Source organism: Oceanobacillus sp. FSL H7-0719 (genome assembly GCF_045040795.1).
Taxonomy (GTDB): Bacteria; Bacillota; Bacilli; order Bacillales; family Amphibacillaceae; genus Oceanobacillus.
This window is the reverse complement of the sequence record NZ_CP150301.1, coordinates 57644-73489: the sequence shown is the minus strand read 5'-3', so window position 1 is coordinate 73489 and position 15846 is coordinate 57644. Positions and strand designations below refer to the sequence as shown.

At 36.4% G+C, this 15846-nt stretch carries 17 protein-coding genes and 1 pseudogene; 4 read left to right on the top strand and 14 right to left on the bottom strand.

The annotated features are described in order from the left end of the window. Positions 1-4: 4 nt before the first annotated feature. From NST93_RS00335 to rpiB, 6 genes are all read right to left on the bottom strand, one after another. Positions 5-1084: a TRAP transporter substrate-binding protein gene (locus NST93_RS00335; RefSeq protein WP_405100100.1), complete on the bottom strand. Its 1080-nt coding sequence runs from the start codon at positions 1082-1084 to the stop codon at positions 5-7. A gap of 511 nt (positions 1085-1595) precedes the next feature. Then, positions 1596-2870 (bottom strand): TRAP transporter large permease, encoded by a 1275-nt coding sequence (locus NST93_RS00330; protein WP_405100098.1) that lies wholly within the window; start codon positions 2868-2870, stop codon positions 1596-1598. Positions 2871-2888: 18 nt separating this feature from the next. Then, a complete protein-coding gene (locus NST93_RS00325) occupies positions 2889-3437 on the bottom strand; it encodes a TRAP transporter small permease (RefSeq protein ID WP_405100096.1) in 549 nt (182 codons plus the stop codon). 25 nt (positions 3438-3462) lie between these two features. Then, positions 3463-3669: a hypothetical protein gene (locus NST93_RS00320; protein ID WP_405100094.1), complete on the bottom strand. Its 207-nt coding sequence runs from the start codon at positions 3667-3669 to the stop codon at positions 3463-3465. A gap of 562 nt (positions 3670-4231) precedes the next feature. Then, positions 4232-5179, bottom strand: a complete 948-nt coding sequence (gene glpX / locus NST93_RS00315; RefSeq protein WP_405100092.1) for a class II fructose-bisphosphatase — start codon at positions 5177-5179, stop codon at positions 4232-4234. A gap of 54 nt (positions 5180-5233) precedes the next feature. Continuing rightward, complete coding sequence (rpiB, locus tag NST93_RS00310) at positions 5234-5719, bottom strand: ribose 5-phosphate isomerase B (protein ID WP_405100090.1); 486 nt, start codon at positions 5717-5719, stop codon at positions 5234-5236. A gap of 264 nt (positions 5720-5983) precedes the next feature. Between rpiB and NST93_RS00305 the strand changes: the two genes are divergently transcribed. Both NST93_RS00305 and NST93_RS00300 read left to right on the top strand, forming a co-directional pair. Then, positions 5984-6760: a DeoR/GlpR family DNA-binding transcription regulator gene (locus NST93_RS00305; RefSeq protein ID WP_405100088.1), complete on the top strand. Its 777-nt coding sequence runs from the start codon at positions 5984-5986 to the stop codon at positions 6758-6760. 270 nt (positions 6761-7030) lie between these two features. Next, the gene (locus NST93_RS00300) at positions 7031-7918 is read left to right on the top strand and encodes an NAD(P)-binding domain-containing protein (RefSeq protein ID WP_405100085.1); all 888 of its coding nucleotides are present in this window, start codon (positions 7031-7033) and stop codon (positions 7916-7918) included. A gap of 371 nt (positions 7919-8289) precedes the next feature. Here the strand turns inward: NST93_RS00300 and NST93_RS00295 are convergent, their stop codons facing one another. Next, entirely contained in the window at positions 8290-8811 is a 522-nt protein-coding gene (locus NST93_RS00295; protein WP_405100083.1) for a TetR/AcrR family transcriptional regulator, read from the bottom strand. Between the two features lie 104 nt (positions 8812-8915). Here NST93_RS00295 and NST93_RS00290 point away from each other — a divergent pair, with 104 nt between their 5' ends. Both NST93_RS00290 and NST93_RS00285 read left to right on the top strand, forming a co-directional pair. Further along, the gene (locus tag NST93_RS00290) at positions 8916-9257 is read left to right on the top strand and encodes a VOC family protein (RefSeq protein WP_405100081.1); all 342 of its coding nucleotides are present in this window, start codon (positions 8916-8918) and stop codon (positions 9255-9257) included. Between the two features lie 207 nt (positions 9258-9464). Continuing rightward, positions 9465-9902 carry a hypothetical protein gene (locus NST93_RS00285; protein WP_405100079.1) on the top strand — a complete coding sequence of 146 codons (438 nt, stop codon included), beginning with the start codon at positions 9465-9467 and terminating at the stop codon, positions 9900-9902. Between the two features lie 483 nt (positions 9903-10385). On the opposite strand, the gene dhaL is transcribed toward NST93_RS00285, so the two are convergent. From dhaL to NST93_RS00250, 7 genes and pseudogenes are all read right to left on the bottom strand, one after another. Continuing rightward, a complete protein-coding gene (dhaL, locus tag NST93_RS00280; protein ID WP_405100077.1) occupies positions 10386-11024 on the bottom strand; it encodes a dihydroxyacetone kinase subunit DhaL in 639 nt (212 codons plus the stop codon). Between the two features lie 12 nt (positions 11025-11036). Next, positions 11037-12038, bottom strand: a complete 1002-nt coding sequence (dhaK, locus tag NST93_RS00275; protein WP_405100075.1) for a dihydroxyacetone kinase subunit DhaK — start codon at positions 12036-12038, stop codon at positions 11037-11039. 60 nt (positions 12039-12098) lie between these two features. After that, positions 12099-13004, bottom strand: a pseudogene (locus tag NST93_RS00270) (dihydrodipicolinate synthase family protein). Continuing rightward, a complete protein-coding gene (locus NST93_RS00265) occupies positions 13004-14038 on the bottom strand; it encodes a C-terminal binding protein (RefSeq protein ID WP_405100073.1) in 1035 nt (344 codons plus the stop codon). Before NST93_RS00265 ends, NST93_RS00270 begins: the two are co-directional and overlap by 1 nt. A 55-nt stretch (positions 14039-14093) precedes the next feature. Then, entirely contained in the window at positions 14094-14699 is a 606-nt protein-coding gene (locus tag NST93_RS00260) for a sugar phosphate isomerase/epimerase family protein (protein ID WP_405100071.1), read from the bottom strand. Next, a complete protein-coding gene (locus NST93_RS00255; RefSeq protein WP_405100069.1) occupies positions 14683-14994 on the bottom strand; it encodes a hypothetical protein in 312 nt (103 codons plus the stop codon). Before NST93_RS00255 ends, NST93_RS00260 begins: the two co-directional genes overlap by 17 nt. 2 nt (positions 14995-14996) lie before the next feature. After that, positions 14997-15818, bottom strand: coding sequence for a sugar phosphate isomerase/epimerase family protein (locus NST93_RS00250; RefSeq protein WP_405100067.1), 822 nt, complete (start codon positions 15816-15818; stop codon positions 14997-14999). Between the last annotated feature and the right edge of the window lie 28 nt (positions 15819-15846).

The following is a 15846-nucleotide window of genomic DNA, read 5'->3' as shown; positions in this document are numbered from 1 at the left end:
TACTCTATTTTTGTGCATCTTCAACCGCTTGGTAGATTTCTTCTACTAGGTCCTCACCAATTGTCTCTGAAAATTCGTCAACTACTGGTTGTACCGCTTCACGTATTTCAGCGATTGCTTCATCCGACATCTCCGTGAACTCAGCCCCTGCATCGATTAGTCCCTGCTTGTATTCTTCATTTGCTGCACGGTTAACTTCTCTTTGGTACTGGCCAGCTTCTACTGCTCCGTTTTTCAAGATTTCCTGGTAATCTTCTGGCAAACCATCAAAAAATGGTTTACTTACTAAAAATACAAATGGCGTATAAATATGATGGGTGTCAGAGATATAATCCTGTACTTCATGGAACCCTTCTAAATAAATAGTAGATAGTGGATTCTCTTGTCCATCAACAGATCCTTGCTGTAAAGCTGTGAAAAGTTCTGTAAATGCCATTGGTGTAGGGTTTGCTCCTAATTCACGGAATGCCGCTAAGTGCAAATCGTTTTCCATTGTACGAATTTTTAGTCCTTCAAAGTCAGCTAAGGATTCGATTGGCCGAACACTATTCGACATATCACGGAAACCATTTTCCCAATATGCAAGTCCAACAAGGTTTTGTTCTTCTAACATTTTTAATAATTTCGTACCAACTTCTCCGTCAAGAACCTTGTCCGCAACTTGTTCATTCGGGAATAGAAATGGAATATCAAATATTGCAAATTCAGGAATAAAGTTTGCAACCGGGGCTGTAGAAGGACTGGTTATCTCTTGGGAACCAAGTTGTAAAGCCTCCATTGCTATACGATCATCACCTAATTGACCACTGTGGTACGTTTCTACCACAATTGCCCCATTTGTTTCTTCCTCAACGATTTCTTTAAATTTTAAAAGTCCCTTATATTGTGGATGCTCGGCGTTAAGCCCAATACTTGCACGAATTGTATATTCTGCTTCACCCGTTGTCGTATTTTGAGAAGCCTCTGTTGCTTCTCCAGCAGTTTCTTTACTATCACTATTATCGGGTGAAGAATTTCCTCCACTACATGCTGCAAGTAACAATACTAAAAATAAAGTTCCTAAAATAAATGCTGTTTTCTTCATTATATTCCTCCCTGGAAAATTATTTTTTTAAATTTATCTTTCAATAAAGTGAAACTTCAATCAGTGGGGGTCTTACTGCCAGTTACACTGCGATAAATTCCTTTTCACCAAGCTTTTCTAGAACTTCTTCATATTTTAGGACTAAATGTAACCATGGACTCGTCTATGGTAATCACATCATGTACGTTTACACCCCCTTTCAATCAACCATTCGATAGGTAATGGGAATTCACCCAGTTCTTAACCACCTTTGACCGATCAACTATAACAAGGAATTGTTCGCATTTACATCGACTATCTTTTCTCTAACTAAAGATTCACCACCGCCTTTTAGCAAATTTAGATTAAACTCTCTACTTTTACCATTCAGAACGCAGCCGTCATCTGAAACCACATTTCATTGTAAGAATGCCATTAATGCAATCGGCCTTAATAGGCAATATGGAGCAAGGACAGCATCATATATCTCTTACTTTAAAGCCTGATAATTCATATACAGGTGTTAAGGTTATTACTTCCCTATCAATATGAGAGATAGCTGCGGGATAAAGGTAATAATCAGTAAAGTAACAGTCATTACAATAATAAATGGTACAATCCTTTTTACGAGTGCTTCAAATGATACGCCAGATATACCTTGTGCAACAAAAAGGTTTACTCCAACTGGTGGTGTAATGAAACCTACTGCTAAGCCTACAACCATGATGATTCCAAAATGAATTGGGTCATAGCCTAGATTCGTAACAATTGGTAATAGAATAGGAGTTAGGATAATGATGGCCGCAAGTGTATCCATGAAACATCCAACGATTAGAAGTAATATTACAATTAATACCATGACAATGATTGGACTTTCAGAGATTGAAAGAATCCACTCTGCAATCGCATTTGGAATTTGTTCGACGGTAAGTAATCTGCCAAAAGCTGTCGCCGTACCAACAATGATTAATACTGTTGCTGTTGTTAAAGCTGAATCAATAAAAACTCGTGATAAGTCTTTCCATTTCAATCCTTTATATATGAATAATCCTGCTATAAGTCCAACAACAACCGCTATAGCAGCAGCTTCTGTCGGTGTGAAGAAGCCACCATAAATACCACCTAAAATAATAATCGGAATGGCAAGTGCCCATTTTGCATCCCAAATAGATTTAAGAACATTTATAAAGGAGAACTTTTCACCGTTCCCTTTATATCCTTTTTTCCTCGTGTAATAATATGCATAACCACTTAAAGCAGCGCCAATTATAAGACCAGGGATAATACCAGCCATAAACAGATCACCAATGGATGCAGATGCTGATGTTCCATAAATAACCATTGGAATACTAGGAGGTATGATTACACCTAGTGAACCAGCTGCAGCAACAACCGCTGCTGAAAAAGTACGATCATATCCTTGTCTTACCATAGCAGGAATCATAATACCTCCAATAGCAGCAACCGTTGCTGGAGCAGATCCTGAAATAGCAGCGAAAAACATACATGTAACGATGGTAGCAATTGCAAAACCACCAGTAATATTACCTACCATAGAGTTAGCAACTCTAAATAGCCTTTCAGAAATTCCACCTTTACCCATAATCTCTCCGGCGAGAATAAAGAACGGTACAGCCATAACGGGGAAGTTATCGACAGAAGTAGTTAAACCTTGGACCAAAAATTCAATCGGTACAGAGCCAGAATAAATAATTGTTACTAAAGTAGATATTCCTAAAGCAATACCAACCGGAACACTTAATAGTAAAAATAAAACAAAGCTTCCAAATAAAACAGCGATTGTCATATGTATAACCTCCTTTGTTTATTTTTGAGTATGATCCTCTTTTGCCTCTTCCATTACAAAGTCATGCTCCGTCTTCACTTCGAATTCCCGTTTACCCATAAGTGTTAATACTTGGAGAATGATTTGTTGGATAAGACGAATGGAAGTTAATGCAAAGCCAACCGGTGTAGCCATATAAACATATCCCATTGGGACATGTAACGCTGGAGAAGTCTGTCCCCAATTTAAAAGTTGTTTAGCGATATCATATCCATATACAATAATTAATAGAGAAAAGGCGAGGAAGATTAAGTTAGCAATAATACCGAAAACAATCTTTTGTTTATTCTTTATAAACTGCAATACAACATCAACTTTAATATGTTTTTGCATTTTTACTCCATAACTAATACCGATATAAACCAACCATATGAAACAATATCGAGCCAATTCTTCAGACCACGATAGAGAGGAATTCATCACATATCGCATAAAAACTTGTAAGGTGATGGAAGAAGTCATTACAATACTTAAAACAACTAATAACGATTCCTCTATATGTTCATCAAGCCATTTGATTATTTTCATGGTTATCCTCGCTTTCAAAAATAGTTTAATAGAATAAGCTTTTAGGGGAGGTATACATTCCTAGCATTTCTCTTTTTCTCATCTTGGGGACAAGTTTAGCTGTCTCAGGATTAAGAACAGTTTCTGCACCAATATACATTTCATCGCCAAGCTCCTTCACTGCTTCTTCAATGGCAAATGTTATGCTAGGTGTGTCTGTTGGAACTTCTACTGTCCGTATTCCTCCTTTCAAACGAGCTTCAATAATAGATACATTTTTTCACTTTGTTGTCCGCAGATAATAGCAACAATGCCATTCCCTTTACTTCTGCTTATACCTTCCATTGTTTCCCACCATAATCCCAATCATTCTAGAAATATTTTAAATAATTCGTCTTTTCTTTTTAGAGATTTACTCCATTTCAATACTTGAAGACTATACTTTTAAAAACTATGAAATACTATACTCCATCACCAACCGTCTTCATCGATTACCAACCGTTTGAAAGCGTCATCATTTTAAAACATACTATTCAAAACTGATACCCAACGCTTTTCTATAATTTAAATAAACAATAGATGGATAGTTATCATTCAATCCCAGAAAACAAAATAATTAGATAACTCAATCGTTAAATATAGTATAATTTCTTTGTAAGCGTTTTACAAGGGTTTTCTTTTACTTTTTTTCATTTTTTATCATAACGGATAAAAAATACCTATTTCCTCCCCTATTTAAAAATAAACAATAGCAAATAACAATATTAGAAGATTACAAGCACCGAAGCTTTTAGAACATAAGAACTACCTAACTTTTATACATTTGCTAGTATTGGGTATGTACTTTTTACATACCTTAATTGTTTTTCGAGGCCATTTATGAGAATAGAATGCGTAACGTAATTGGCATCTTCCGTCTCTATCCCCTTAACTAGTAAATTATCTGTTATCCCCGTTGCTACAAATGCACAATCATCTGTTGCGACCAACTGCTCATGGGTCAAAACTGAATCAACATCTGTGATCCCCATTTCTCTACATCTATTTCGCTCCTCATCATTTCGTGGTAAAAGTTTTGCTTGCATTTCACCGCCAAGACAGCGAACAGCTACTGCACCTAATACCCCTTCTGGTGCACCGCCAATTCCAAAAAACATATCAATCCCAAGTCCTTCGATACATGTCGCTGCTGAATAAATAACATCTCCTTCATTAAATAGATGCACCTTTGCTCCTGTTTGACGAATCCGATTGATGTATTCTTTATGCCTCGGTCGATCTTGAATAAGAATATGGATATCCTGAACTTTTTTACCTGTCGCTTCAGCTACCACTCTGATATTTTCTTCTATCGGCGCATCAAGATGAACTTTTCCTTTAGCCTTTGGTCCCACTGCGATTTTTTTCATGTACATGTCCGGTGCATGCAACAGTGTACCTTTTTTGGCTGCTGCTATAACCGTTATTGCATTTCCTTGTCCGTTAACAGTTGGTGTAGTTCCCTCAATGGGATCGACAGCGATGTCTACCTCATGGTTTCCTCCTATACCTAATCTTTCTCCGATGTATAGCATTGGCGCTTCGTCAATTTCACCTTCTCCAATTACAACGGTTCCATTCATTTTCATCTTATTTAAAGTCTTTCGCATTTCATTTGTGGCAGCCCCGTCAGCAGCATTTTCATCTCCACTTCCAACCCATGGTATTGCCGCAATCGCAGCTGATTCTGTTACTTTCAAAAAATTTAATAATAAGGATTGCATCGGATCACTCCTTTTAGAATTAATTCAAAGACTTTTGAACCTCGGAACCTTTAACTAACAGCAATTATTGTCTTTGACTACACTTTTAAAATTTTCGCTGACAAATTCTTTTTCCTTTTCGACAATCTTATCTATTTTTCGTTTTGAACCTTCTGCCCAGGATACATTTAGATAAGCTGCAACTACCTTTTTCGCAACTTCTGTACCAATAATTTGTGCACCCATTGTGATAATTTGCGCATTGTTACTTAATTGTGCTCTTTCTGCAGAGTAAACGTCATGAGTTAAAGCAGCACGGATACCAGGATATTTATTTGCGGCAATGGATACACCAATACCTGTTCCACAAAATAGAATCCCTCTCTCTACTTCCCCCTCGCTAATTGCTTTGGACACCTCAAAGGCTACATCCGGATAATCAATTGCATCTTTCGAATAGCATCCAAAATCAATTACATCATGTTCTGTATCCCCTAAAAATTCTTTAATCGTCTCTTTCAAATCAAATGCATTGTGATCACTACCAATAGCTACCTTCATTTTTTAAAGACTCCTTTCACTTCATTCGAAAATGTTTTCATTCCTAGCCTAATCCTATTATATACCTTCGAATATTACAAGTATTATATTCATTTACTTTCAAATCAAAAACAAATGATAAAAGGCTACAGTGTTTTACTAAGTCAAATAGCTGTTTTTCTTCAAGTTATTAAATAATACTGCTATCTATTTTTATTTATTTTCATTTACTTTTATGATATGATGAAATTATTAAACTTGATATCGGATATAAGAGGTGACAGAATGGGAAAAATGTTTGCCGAAGAGAGACGGGGATTGATTTTAACCCAACTTCAAAAAGAAAAACGTATAACAGTAAAAGGACTAGCAAAAAAATTGAACGTATCAGAAGCGACTTTACGAACCGATTTAAACATCATGGAACAAGATAGATTATTAACAAGAACCCACGGCGGGGCTGTACTAAATGAAAGTTCAACCCCGAAAAATAGTTTTTCAGAACGGGCGACGAAAAACATCGATCACAAAAGATTGATTACGAATAAAGCAATCAACTTGGTTGAAGATAAAACCAGTATTTTACTTGATGCAAGTACAACTAACTTAGAATTAGCACGCCGTCTAAAAGAAACAGATATGCGACTAACCGTCTTAACAAATGGATTAATGACAGCTATTGAGCTAAAGGAAAATCCCAATGTGAATGTTATCCTAATTGGTGGTATTGCCCGAATGGGATCCATGGCATTGGAAGGTCTTCTTAACAGCTCCATTTTAGATAAAATTAATATAGATGTTATGTTTACATCTGCCAATGGATTTACAATTGGTGATGGGCTTACTGATTTCAATGTTTACGAAGTAGAGCTAAAAAAACGGATGGTGGAAAAAGCAGACAAAGTTGTTGCACTTATAGATCATACAAAGGTCGGAAATAGCTCCATTGCATCTTTCGCAACCATCGAACAAATCGATACATTGATTACGGACAAAAAATTACCAATAGAAATAGCAGATGAGCTAGCTTCTTATGATATGAAAGTAATTGAAGGAAAATAATATAAATAATAGAGGGATAGTTAGAAACAAGTATACGTTTCAGCTATCCCTCTTTTATTTTGGACTTTGAAAGAAGAGTGTACAATTCTAGACTTAATTCTTTTAGAATAGCTGTTTTCTAGAAATACCGCTGTTTATCACATTCTCTGTTCACTGCCAAACACTTTCATATACATATTTTTACTTTCGAAACGAAAATACTTTATGTACATTTCACTATATTTGATATAGAATGAGAATATAAGAAAACAGTTTCATAGGGGGGATTATATGAAAGTCGGATTTATTGGATTGGGCATTATGGGGAAACCAATGGCAAGTCATCTTATTAAAAAGGGATATGAAACATATCTTTTTGATTTAAATACAGATGCTGTAAACGAATTAAAAGCAATAGGTGGACATGCTTGCATATCAAACAAAGAAGTTGCTGAAAATAGCGATGTTATTATTACGATGCTTCCAGCAGGAAAACATGTTTCATTCGTTTTATTCTCTGAAACAGGCATTGCATCAAATTGTAGACCAGGAACGGTTATCATTGATATGAGCTCTGTTAAACCAGAGGAATCGATAGAATTTGCTAGTAAACTAAAAGCGTATGATGTTCACTTGATAGATGCGCCTGTTAGTGGTGGGGAACCAATGGCAGTTGAGGGCACTCTATCAATCATGGCTGGTGGAGATGAAGCACATTTCAATACAATACTACCTTTATTTGAAGTGATGGGTGAACGTATTGTTCATATGGGCCCAACAGGCACTGGTTCCGCTACAAAACTAGCAAACCAGATTCTCGTAAGTACGCACCTTGCTGCATTAGCTGAGGCTACCGTGTACGCTAGTAAAGCAGGGATTGACTTGAACAAACTTTATGAAGCTATAGGGACTGGACTAGCTGGTAGTGCAGTAATGGATGCAAAAATACAGCGTATCATTGACCGTGATTTCGAACCAGGTGGTAAAATTGAAACAAACTTCAAAGATTTAGGCAACATCCAAGCATCTGCAAATACACTTGGAGTACCACTCCCAGTAACAAACTTAGTTAAAGAAATCTTCGGTTCCGAGATTGCAAACGGAAACGGAGGTAAAGACCATTCCTACATTATTGATTTCTTTGAGAAAATGGCAAATCACCAAGTAAGCGGAAAATAAGTTACGTTTATTAAAGTGCATGCATCAATATTAAGTAATTCGGTTCAGGGGTAGAAAAGTAAAAAGAATAAGTGATTGAGCAAGCAAATTAGCATAATAATTTGCTTGCTCATTTTTGATGTAATGAAAAGGATTATTGAGTTTTGACATTCATAATAGCAACAGACATAGGATTTAACAAAGAACAATAGTTATTGGCCTCACTACGAAATTTATGGTAAATGCATTGTAATAAACTGTACTGATTGTATAATCATTTATAAGATTTATGTAAGTAATTGCTTATGTTAAGCTATATTTGTAACGTTTGTGAAAAGATGTACTTATGCTAACGGGCAGTTTAGCATCTTAAGGAACAAAAAAAGGAGAGTTCACATACTCTCCTTTTGAAACAGCCAGTTAATTAAGTCTTTTCCTTGTTTAATAGTTATTTGTTTATTGGCAATGCCTTTAATTATGGAACGCCAAGATGCAATTAACACTAATTCTATAGGTAAATCGTTGATAGCATTTAGATCAGATAAGAACCGTTCAATCTTATCTTTTCTATTAGATGGATTTGGTTCACTAATTAAATGAGAGAAATCATTTTTTGTGACGAAATCCATTCCGCTAATCATTGCCGCCTTCATAGCCTCACTTGGGTTATCAAATAATGAGGCAGCACCCTCCATTCTATCCAGTATTCTTTGTTCGATTTCCGTTCTAATGACCTCATATAACTTTGCTTTAGAACCAAAATGATGATATACAGCACCAGTAGTCATATTTGCTTTTTCTGCTAATTCTGTAATGTTCACTCCTTTATATCCCTTTTTACTAAACTCCTCTAAAGCCACTGTAATCAATCTATCTTTATTTGTTCCAGGTATAGGTATCCATTCATTCATCATAAAAATAGTTTACCACATTGACATTGTATAGTAAATGTATTACTATATACATAACCTTCTTATGCTAAGCATAAATAAATTACGTATATGAAGGGAGAAAATTTATGAAATTGAGCTTTTTGTATCATCCAGTTAATGATTTAAAGGAATCCCTAACATTTTATCGAGACGTACTTGGTTTTAAAGAGGCTTGGCGCGAAGGGGATCATACGGTTGCTTTGAGCATACCTAACACTGAGCAACGAATAATGCTTGAAGCAGATGAACAGGATTTAGGAGCTGGCGGTGTGTTCTTAGTTGATAGTGTAGATGATTTTTATAAAGAGCATCAATCGAAGGTAGAATTCGTAAAGAAGCCCAGTGATATACCACCAGGTAGATACGCTATCTATTTAGATGATTCCAGGAACCCAATTCGTATAATTGATTTTTCTAAAGAAGATTAAAATAAAGAAAACAGGTAATCAAATTACCTGTTTTTTTTGTTATGTAAAGGTCTAGGTTTGTGATTAGATTCACTTAAACTAAATGGTGCTTTAACACAATAGGAGATAGTCAATAAAACGATCAGTCTTTATAGTAAAAAATGCAGGTATTTACTGTTTGAGGATAAAATAAATTAAGATGCGAAAACTAATGTAAAAGTTATAGGAGTGAGCATCTTGAAGAAAGTGATTTTATTCTTTATGATTTTAATAATATTTGCCACAAGTAACTACATAGTTAATGCTGAACCCCAAGTGCCAAAAGAAGTTAAGCCCTATGCGGAAGATTGGTATGTTACACCAGAAGATATTATTTGGGATATTATATTTCCAGCAATCGATAAAAGGGTAATAAAAGAGTATGGAGGAAAAGAGGATTTAAGTTTTGGGTGGAAGAAACAAAGGGTAGTTAATATCGTTTATAACAATAATCATTCTTATGATATTTCTATAAGGGTTCAAGTTCCTGACAATAAAAATAATCGATTTGAATATGCAGAAGACTTGGTTAAGGTAAGGGTATCTCCATCCTGTGATAGTCCTAAAATTAGTTGTAGTCACGGGTTTGATGTAGAAGTATTAGAATACAAACACTTAGAACAATAACAAAATAGATAAGGTGTTACCTATAATTGGTAGCGCCTTTTTAGATTATACGTTGCTCAACTAAAGGGTGCTTATTTGAAAAAATGGGAGGTGTTTCATGAGGACTTGGGGGAAGTACATTACAATATTCATGTGGATGTTTCTTTTTAGTTATCTTGTAGAAGTTTTTGAAGTTCCGAAAAATATTTATTATATAATTATTGGATTTCCCCTACTTTTAGGAGGGGGGCTGCTTATAAAATATTTCTTCAAGAAAGGAATTAAAAACAAGGCGTAAGTTCTTAAACTAACTGGTGCGATAGTCCAAGAAGGATTATCGCTCCTTTTGTCGAATTTATTTAAGTATAGGGGCAGGTTTGTTGATGCACTTTTATTCTTTGTATAATTTTTATTCGAAAGGACAAAGTGTATTTAAAAAAACAAAAAGAAAGCTATTCCAAAGGGGATCCATCACCTTTAGGAATAGCTTCTTTCCTATTTCTTTTATACATGTACTTTCGCAAAATTTAAGAATGCTTTTAAAATCATGTGAGCAGAAGTTGCACCAGGGTCTTGAGCACCTTTCGAGCGTTCACCAAGACGGCTCGAACGACCGATTTTCGATACTAAATCGATTGTTGATTTCATTCCCTTTTCTCCAGCTTCTACTGCTAATTCAAATGCAGGAATAAATTCTCGATCAAAATTCACTTCTAATACTTCTGAAGCTGGTATTAATGTATCCATCATTGTTTTATCCCCTACTTTTGCATTTCCGCGTTCTTTCACACCATTAATAAAAGCAAGCCAATATGCTGCTAGGTCTACATCGGTCAACTCTGATTTGCCTTTTATTGCTTTCCCTCCACGCATGAAACCAGTTGCATAAAGTGGGCCAACGGAGGAACCAACTGCATTCAAAAACGTCATTCCTACAGTTGAGCTAATTTTTCCACAGTCGGTTTCTTCTGCAAGTTTTCCGTTTAGCTGTTCGTTTACCGCTTGCCAACCAATCGACATGGTAACCCCATGATCCCCATCACCTAACTTACGGTCAAGGTCACAAAGATAATCCTTTTCCGCTTCCATTATATCTACAATTTCTTTAAAATAATTTATTAATTCTTTTGCAGTAATATTCATAGATATTCTCCTTTATTTCTGTACGAACATTGGTGTATTAACTGGATGGTCGATTAACTTTTTCATTTCATCATCAAGTTTCGTTAACGTAATGGATGCTCCACCCATTTCAAGGGAGGTGATGTAATCTCCTACATAGGAGCGATATATTTTAATGCCTTTTTCACTTAGTACCTGCTCCACACGACGGAACATTATATAAAGTTCCATATGAGGAGTGGACCCTAGACCATTGACGAGAACAGCTACCTCGTCTCCCTCATTTATTTCCATATCTTCGAAAATCGGTTCCAACAGTTGGTCTGTCACATTATCGGCCGTGTCTAATGGAGCTTTCCGTATTCCCGGTTCTCCGTGGTGCCCTAAACCAATTTCCATTTCGTTGTCACCGATTTCAAAACTCGGTTCACCTGTTTGCGGCAAGGAACACGGAGTTAAACCAACACCCATAGAACGAGTATTATCGTTTGTCTTACGTGCGACATCTGCCACTTCTTTTAATTTATATCCGAAATCAGCTGCTGCACCAGCCATTTTATAAACGAAAAATTCCCCAGCAATTCCACGACGTTTTTCTTTTTCTTCTTTTGATGCGGATGCAACATCATCAGTAGCAAGCGCCATTTCTATTTCTATATCCTCTATTTCTGCCATCTCTGCAGCCATACCGAAGTTCATGATGTCACCTGCGTAGTTTCCGTAGATGTATACGACACCCGCACCTTTATCTATCGCTTTTGTCACTTCTAAAATTGGCGCTGGGGGCGGAGATGCAAATATATTCCCAACAGCCACTCCATCAGCCATCCCTTCCCCAACATACCCCATGAATGCTGGCTCATGCCCTGAACCACCACCAATTAATATCGCAACTTTTCCTTCTGCTTTCGGTTTTGCTGAAACTAATGCACGATCATTTTCTTCCAAACGTTTTATATACTCTGGATGGGCTTTTACGTAACCATCAATCATTTCTTCTACAACATTTTTCTTATCATTAATTAGCTTTTTCATTCAGGTACACTCCCTTATGATAGTATCGATAAATTATCGGCTTCCAGTGCTTTCGCGTTTTTATTGCAAATCTGCTGCTTTTAAAATTTCTTTTAATTGTACTTTTTTTTCTGTACTCAACTCCCGGCTTGGAGCTAACACGCATGTAGAGATGTCTAAGCCTCTCAACTTCATTGCTTCTTTAACTACCCCAATAAATGGCGAGTCTAAGCTGTACATCTTTGGCAGACCTGCTATTTTACGGTGAAATTGAACAGCTGTTTCTAATTTATCTTCCCGGAATGCCTTATAAAGCCCAACGGCAATTTCCGGTGCAAAGTTTACGCTTGCACAGATTGCCCCATCCCCACCAAGGGTTAATGTGTTGAATAGGTGGTTATCAAATCCTGCGAAAACAACAAAGTCTGGGTATCTACTTTTCACAGTAGTAATCATGTTTTCAATATGACCAATAGAATCAATCGTTTCTTTAATTCCTACGATATTTTCATATTTCTCTACTAACTGCAGCACAAATTCAGGTGGTAAATCTTGGCCTGTTAAAGTAGGAAAATTATAAAGCAAAATTGGTAGTTCAACAGATTCTGCAATTTCCGCGTAATGGGCAAATAAATTCTCCTCCGTTAGTGTCCATTAATACGGATTAATCACAACGATACCGTCTGCACCAACCTTTTCTGCATGTTGGCTCAAACTTACTACTTCCTTTGTGCTTGAACTTCCCGTACCAATTAAAACTGGAACTCTTCTGGCAACATATTTGGTCGCGAATTCGGCAATTTCCTTGCGAAGTTCCACTGACATTTGGGAAAACTCTCCCCCACTCCCAAGGAAAAACAGCCCATCGACATTAGCATCGATTAAAAAGTCAATTACCGTTGCCATTCCCTTTTCATCTAGATTTCCATTCGTATCAAAAATAGTTGATACAGGTGGAATAATTCCATGTAAATTTGTTTTCCTCATTACAAACTCTCCCCATTCACCTGATAGAATTTATATTCTTCTCTCATTTCAAATGGCTTAAAATCTCGTCTTTCTTGTAAGCTTTTATTTACTAAGTATTTTGGATATTGTCCATAAATGAGTACGTCAATAATGCCAAGAGCTGTCTTTGAACGCATTTCTTCAGCAGACTCTTCGGAATACCCCGCCATATGTGGTGTCAGTATGACATTGTCCATGGATATGAAAGGATGATTACGATCAATTGGTTCGTTTTCAACGACGTCAAGTCCCGCTGCAGCTACGGTACCATTTTGCAATGCTTCTAAAAATGCTCCTTCATCTACAACAGGTCCTCTCGCAGTATTCACAATATAGACGCCTTTTTTCATCCATTTAAATTGGTCTTTACCAATCATGCCTTTCGTTGAATTTGTAAGTGGAGCATGAACAGAAATAACATCCGCACTTTCGCATAATGCTTCTAATGATACAAGCGCAACGGCATGGTCTTTTGCCACTTCTTCTGGTAAGTAGGGATCCGAAACGACAACCTTCATTCCCAGTACTTTCACCTTTTCTGCTAATCTTTTAGGTATATTACCAAACCCAACCAATCCTATTGTTAAGGTATTTAATCGTCTAATTGGTTTTGTTAAATTAACATCCCAAATATCATTTTTTACTGTTTGATTCGAAAATGGAATTTTACGTAGAAGAGTCATGATTAATGCAAGTGCATGATCCGATACTTCATCCACTCCATAATCTGGTACATTTCCAACGCAAATTCCTTTTTCCGTTGCAGCATCAAGATCAATGGTGTCTACACCAACACCGTATCTGGTGATGATTTTACATTTTTCCAATGACTCAATCACACGACGAGAAATTGGTGCATATAGATTGATGATTCCATCTGCTTCACGACAAGCCTCAATTACTTCGTCTTCCGTTTTACATTGATGGATTTCTAATTCAATCCCATCATGAGCGAGTACTTTCCTTTCGTATGTTAAATTTGGATATTCATGATCTGTAATCACAACTTTCATTGTATCCACCACCTTAAGTAATTAACTTTTCGTGTATATATAGAAAGAATATTTACTATTGAACTATCAAATCTTGTAAGGCATCTGAAAGAATATTTTTTAAATTCGTTTCGTTTTTCATACAGTTTTCTTTGTTCAATTTCCCACGAACTTCAACGGCAACGCGTAGCCCATCTTCTGCTTGAATATCAAGTTCTTGCGCCTTTTGTAAAATAGCACTGATTTTCTCCACGGTTAGAAATCCTGGTTCACCGATTTCCATATGAAAGTCACCATACAAATCACTTTTCTTATCTAAAACTGCATTGGAAAAATGAATTTGATGAATGAGGTCTTTCCCTATTTCCAAAGCTTCGAAAATATCTTCCCCATTTAATGCTGCATGGGCAGTATCAAAAGCAATTCCAACATTGTTAGATGTTTTTTGCACCCTTGTTAATAATTCTACTGTTTCATCCGTTGTTCCTATAATCCGCTTCTTATGGGCAAAACGGTCGAGTGGTTCAAGTAGTAGATTTATTTTATACACTTTCGCAGTCTCCGCAATTTCACACAAACTCTCATAGAGCGCTTCAATTCCATCAGCCCATTTTTCTGGACCAGGGTCATCACCAGTAACGATGGCTATATTTTTTGCACCAATTTCAGCAGCTAAGGGCAAGCTTTTTCTGATTGTTTTTACTGTTTCTTTTTCTAAGTACAGTATCCAAAGAAGCAACATCCAGGTTATTTTCTTCGAGTAAAAAGGTAAGCCATTGTGTAACATCAATCCCGTTTCTCTCTGTAACCGCTAAGATTCGTTTTCTTTCCTTTTCATCAAATCCATCCCCTAACTCAACAGATTTGTAAAAGTTCGTTTCTAGAATACTATCTAATAAATCAGCAGTGAAGTTCCTCTCCCTTTTAATAGGATGATAGACTTCAGGGACGAGTAAAGAAGGGATAAATACTGTCATCATTATTCTCCACTTACGATTGGGTGGAGGTATTTTTCAACATATTTACCGATTTCTGCAATAGTTTCAGTAGTTTGGGTTTGGGCTTCTGGTGTTTCTTCTTCCACGATAAGCCAGCCCTTATAGCCATTATTTTTTAGAACTTGGACACATTGCGGAATATCAATATCTCCTTCTCCCATCTTCATCCACTCTTGATTCTTAGAGGCATCTTTAAAATGAACATGTTTTATTAAAGGAAGAGCTTCTTTCATTATTTCTACTGGATTCATTCCTCCAAAAATTATATGACCAACATCCGGTGTATAACCCATATATTTAGGGTCTAATCCGTCAAATAAAACATCATAATCTTCTTTGAATCTCCAATAAGACGTCTTATAAGAAATGGGATGGAATGAAGTCACTATACCGTTTTCATAAGCACGTTTCCCTAATTCATTCGCTCCCTTAATAATCTCTTTTTGTCTATCCAAGAGATTGTCACGATTCGGACCTACCCTGGAAGGGATATTTAAAATTGCTTCTGGGAAGTGCTTTATATAATCAAAGTAATACGTTTGTAACTCTCTTTCTTTTTCTGAAGATTTTCCACCATGAAATGCATGTGGCAATGTTAACGCTGCTAGTTCCAAGCCTCTTTTATCCAATTGCTCTTTGAAAAGAGCTGGATCACTTTTATATTTCCCTAGTAGTGCAACTTGCATATCCAAGCCGGTAAATCCACCTTGCTTTACATCATCCATAATTTTATCCATTATATTAGCTTCAATATCGTAATCTAGCATCCATGTTGATCCTTGGCATCCAAATTTCATTACCATCCATTCCTCCTTCTAGATAAAGCGATTT

Coding starts and splice junctions, on each gene's coding strand:
- NST93_RS00290 (WP_405100081.1), top strand. CDS start 8,916: ATGAAATTGAGCTTTTTGTATCATCCAGTTAATGATTTAAAGGAATCC.
- dhaK (WP_405100075.1), bottom strand. CDS start 12,038: ATGAAAAAGCTAATTAATGATAAGAAAAATGTTGTAGAAGAAATGATT.
- rpiB (WP_405100090.1), bottom strand. CDS start 5,719: ATGAAGGTAGCTATTGGTAGTGATCACAATGCATTTGATTTGAAAGAG.
- NST93_RS00330 (WP_405100098.1), bottom strand. CDS start 2,870: ATGACAATCGCTGTTTTATTTGGAAGCTTTGTTTTATTTTTACTATTA.
- NST93_RS00265 (WP_405100073.1), bottom strand. CDS start 14,038: ATGAAAGTTGTGATTACAGATCATGAATATCCAAATTTAACATACGAA.
- NST93_RS00250 (WP_405100067.1), bottom strand. CDS start 15,818: ATGGTAATGAAATTTGGATGCCAAGGATCAACATGGATGCTAGATTAC.
- NST93_RS00255 (WP_405100069.1), bottom strand. CDS start 14,994: ATGACAGTATTTATCCCTTCTTTACTCGTCCCTGAAGTCTATCATCCT.
- NST93_RS00335 (WP_405100100.1), bottom strand. CDS start 1,084: ATGAAGAAAACAGCATTTATTTTAGGAACTTTATTTTTAGTATTGTTA.
- NST93_RS00295 (WP_405100083.1), bottom strand. CDS start 8,811: ATGATGAATGAATGGATACCTATACCTGGAACAAATAAAGATAGATTG.
- NST93_RS00325 (WP_405100096.1), bottom strand. CDS start 3,437: ATGAAAATAATCAAATGGCTTGATGAACATATAGAGGAATCGTTATTA.
- NST93_RS00300 (WP_405100085.1), top strand. CDS start 7,031: ATGAAAGTCGGATTTATTGGATTGGGCATTATGGGGAAACCAATGGCA.
- glpX (WP_405100092.1), bottom strand. CDS start 5,179: ATGCAATCCTTATTATTAAATTTTTTGAAAGTAACAGAATCAGCTGCG.
- dhaL (WP_405100077.1), bottom strand. CDS start 11,024: ATGAATATTACTGCAAAAGAATTAATAAATTATTTTAAAGAAATTGTA.
- NST93_RS00305 (WP_405100088.1), top strand. CDS start 5,984: ATGGGAAAAATGTTTGCCGAAGAGAGACGGGGATTGATTTTAACCCAA.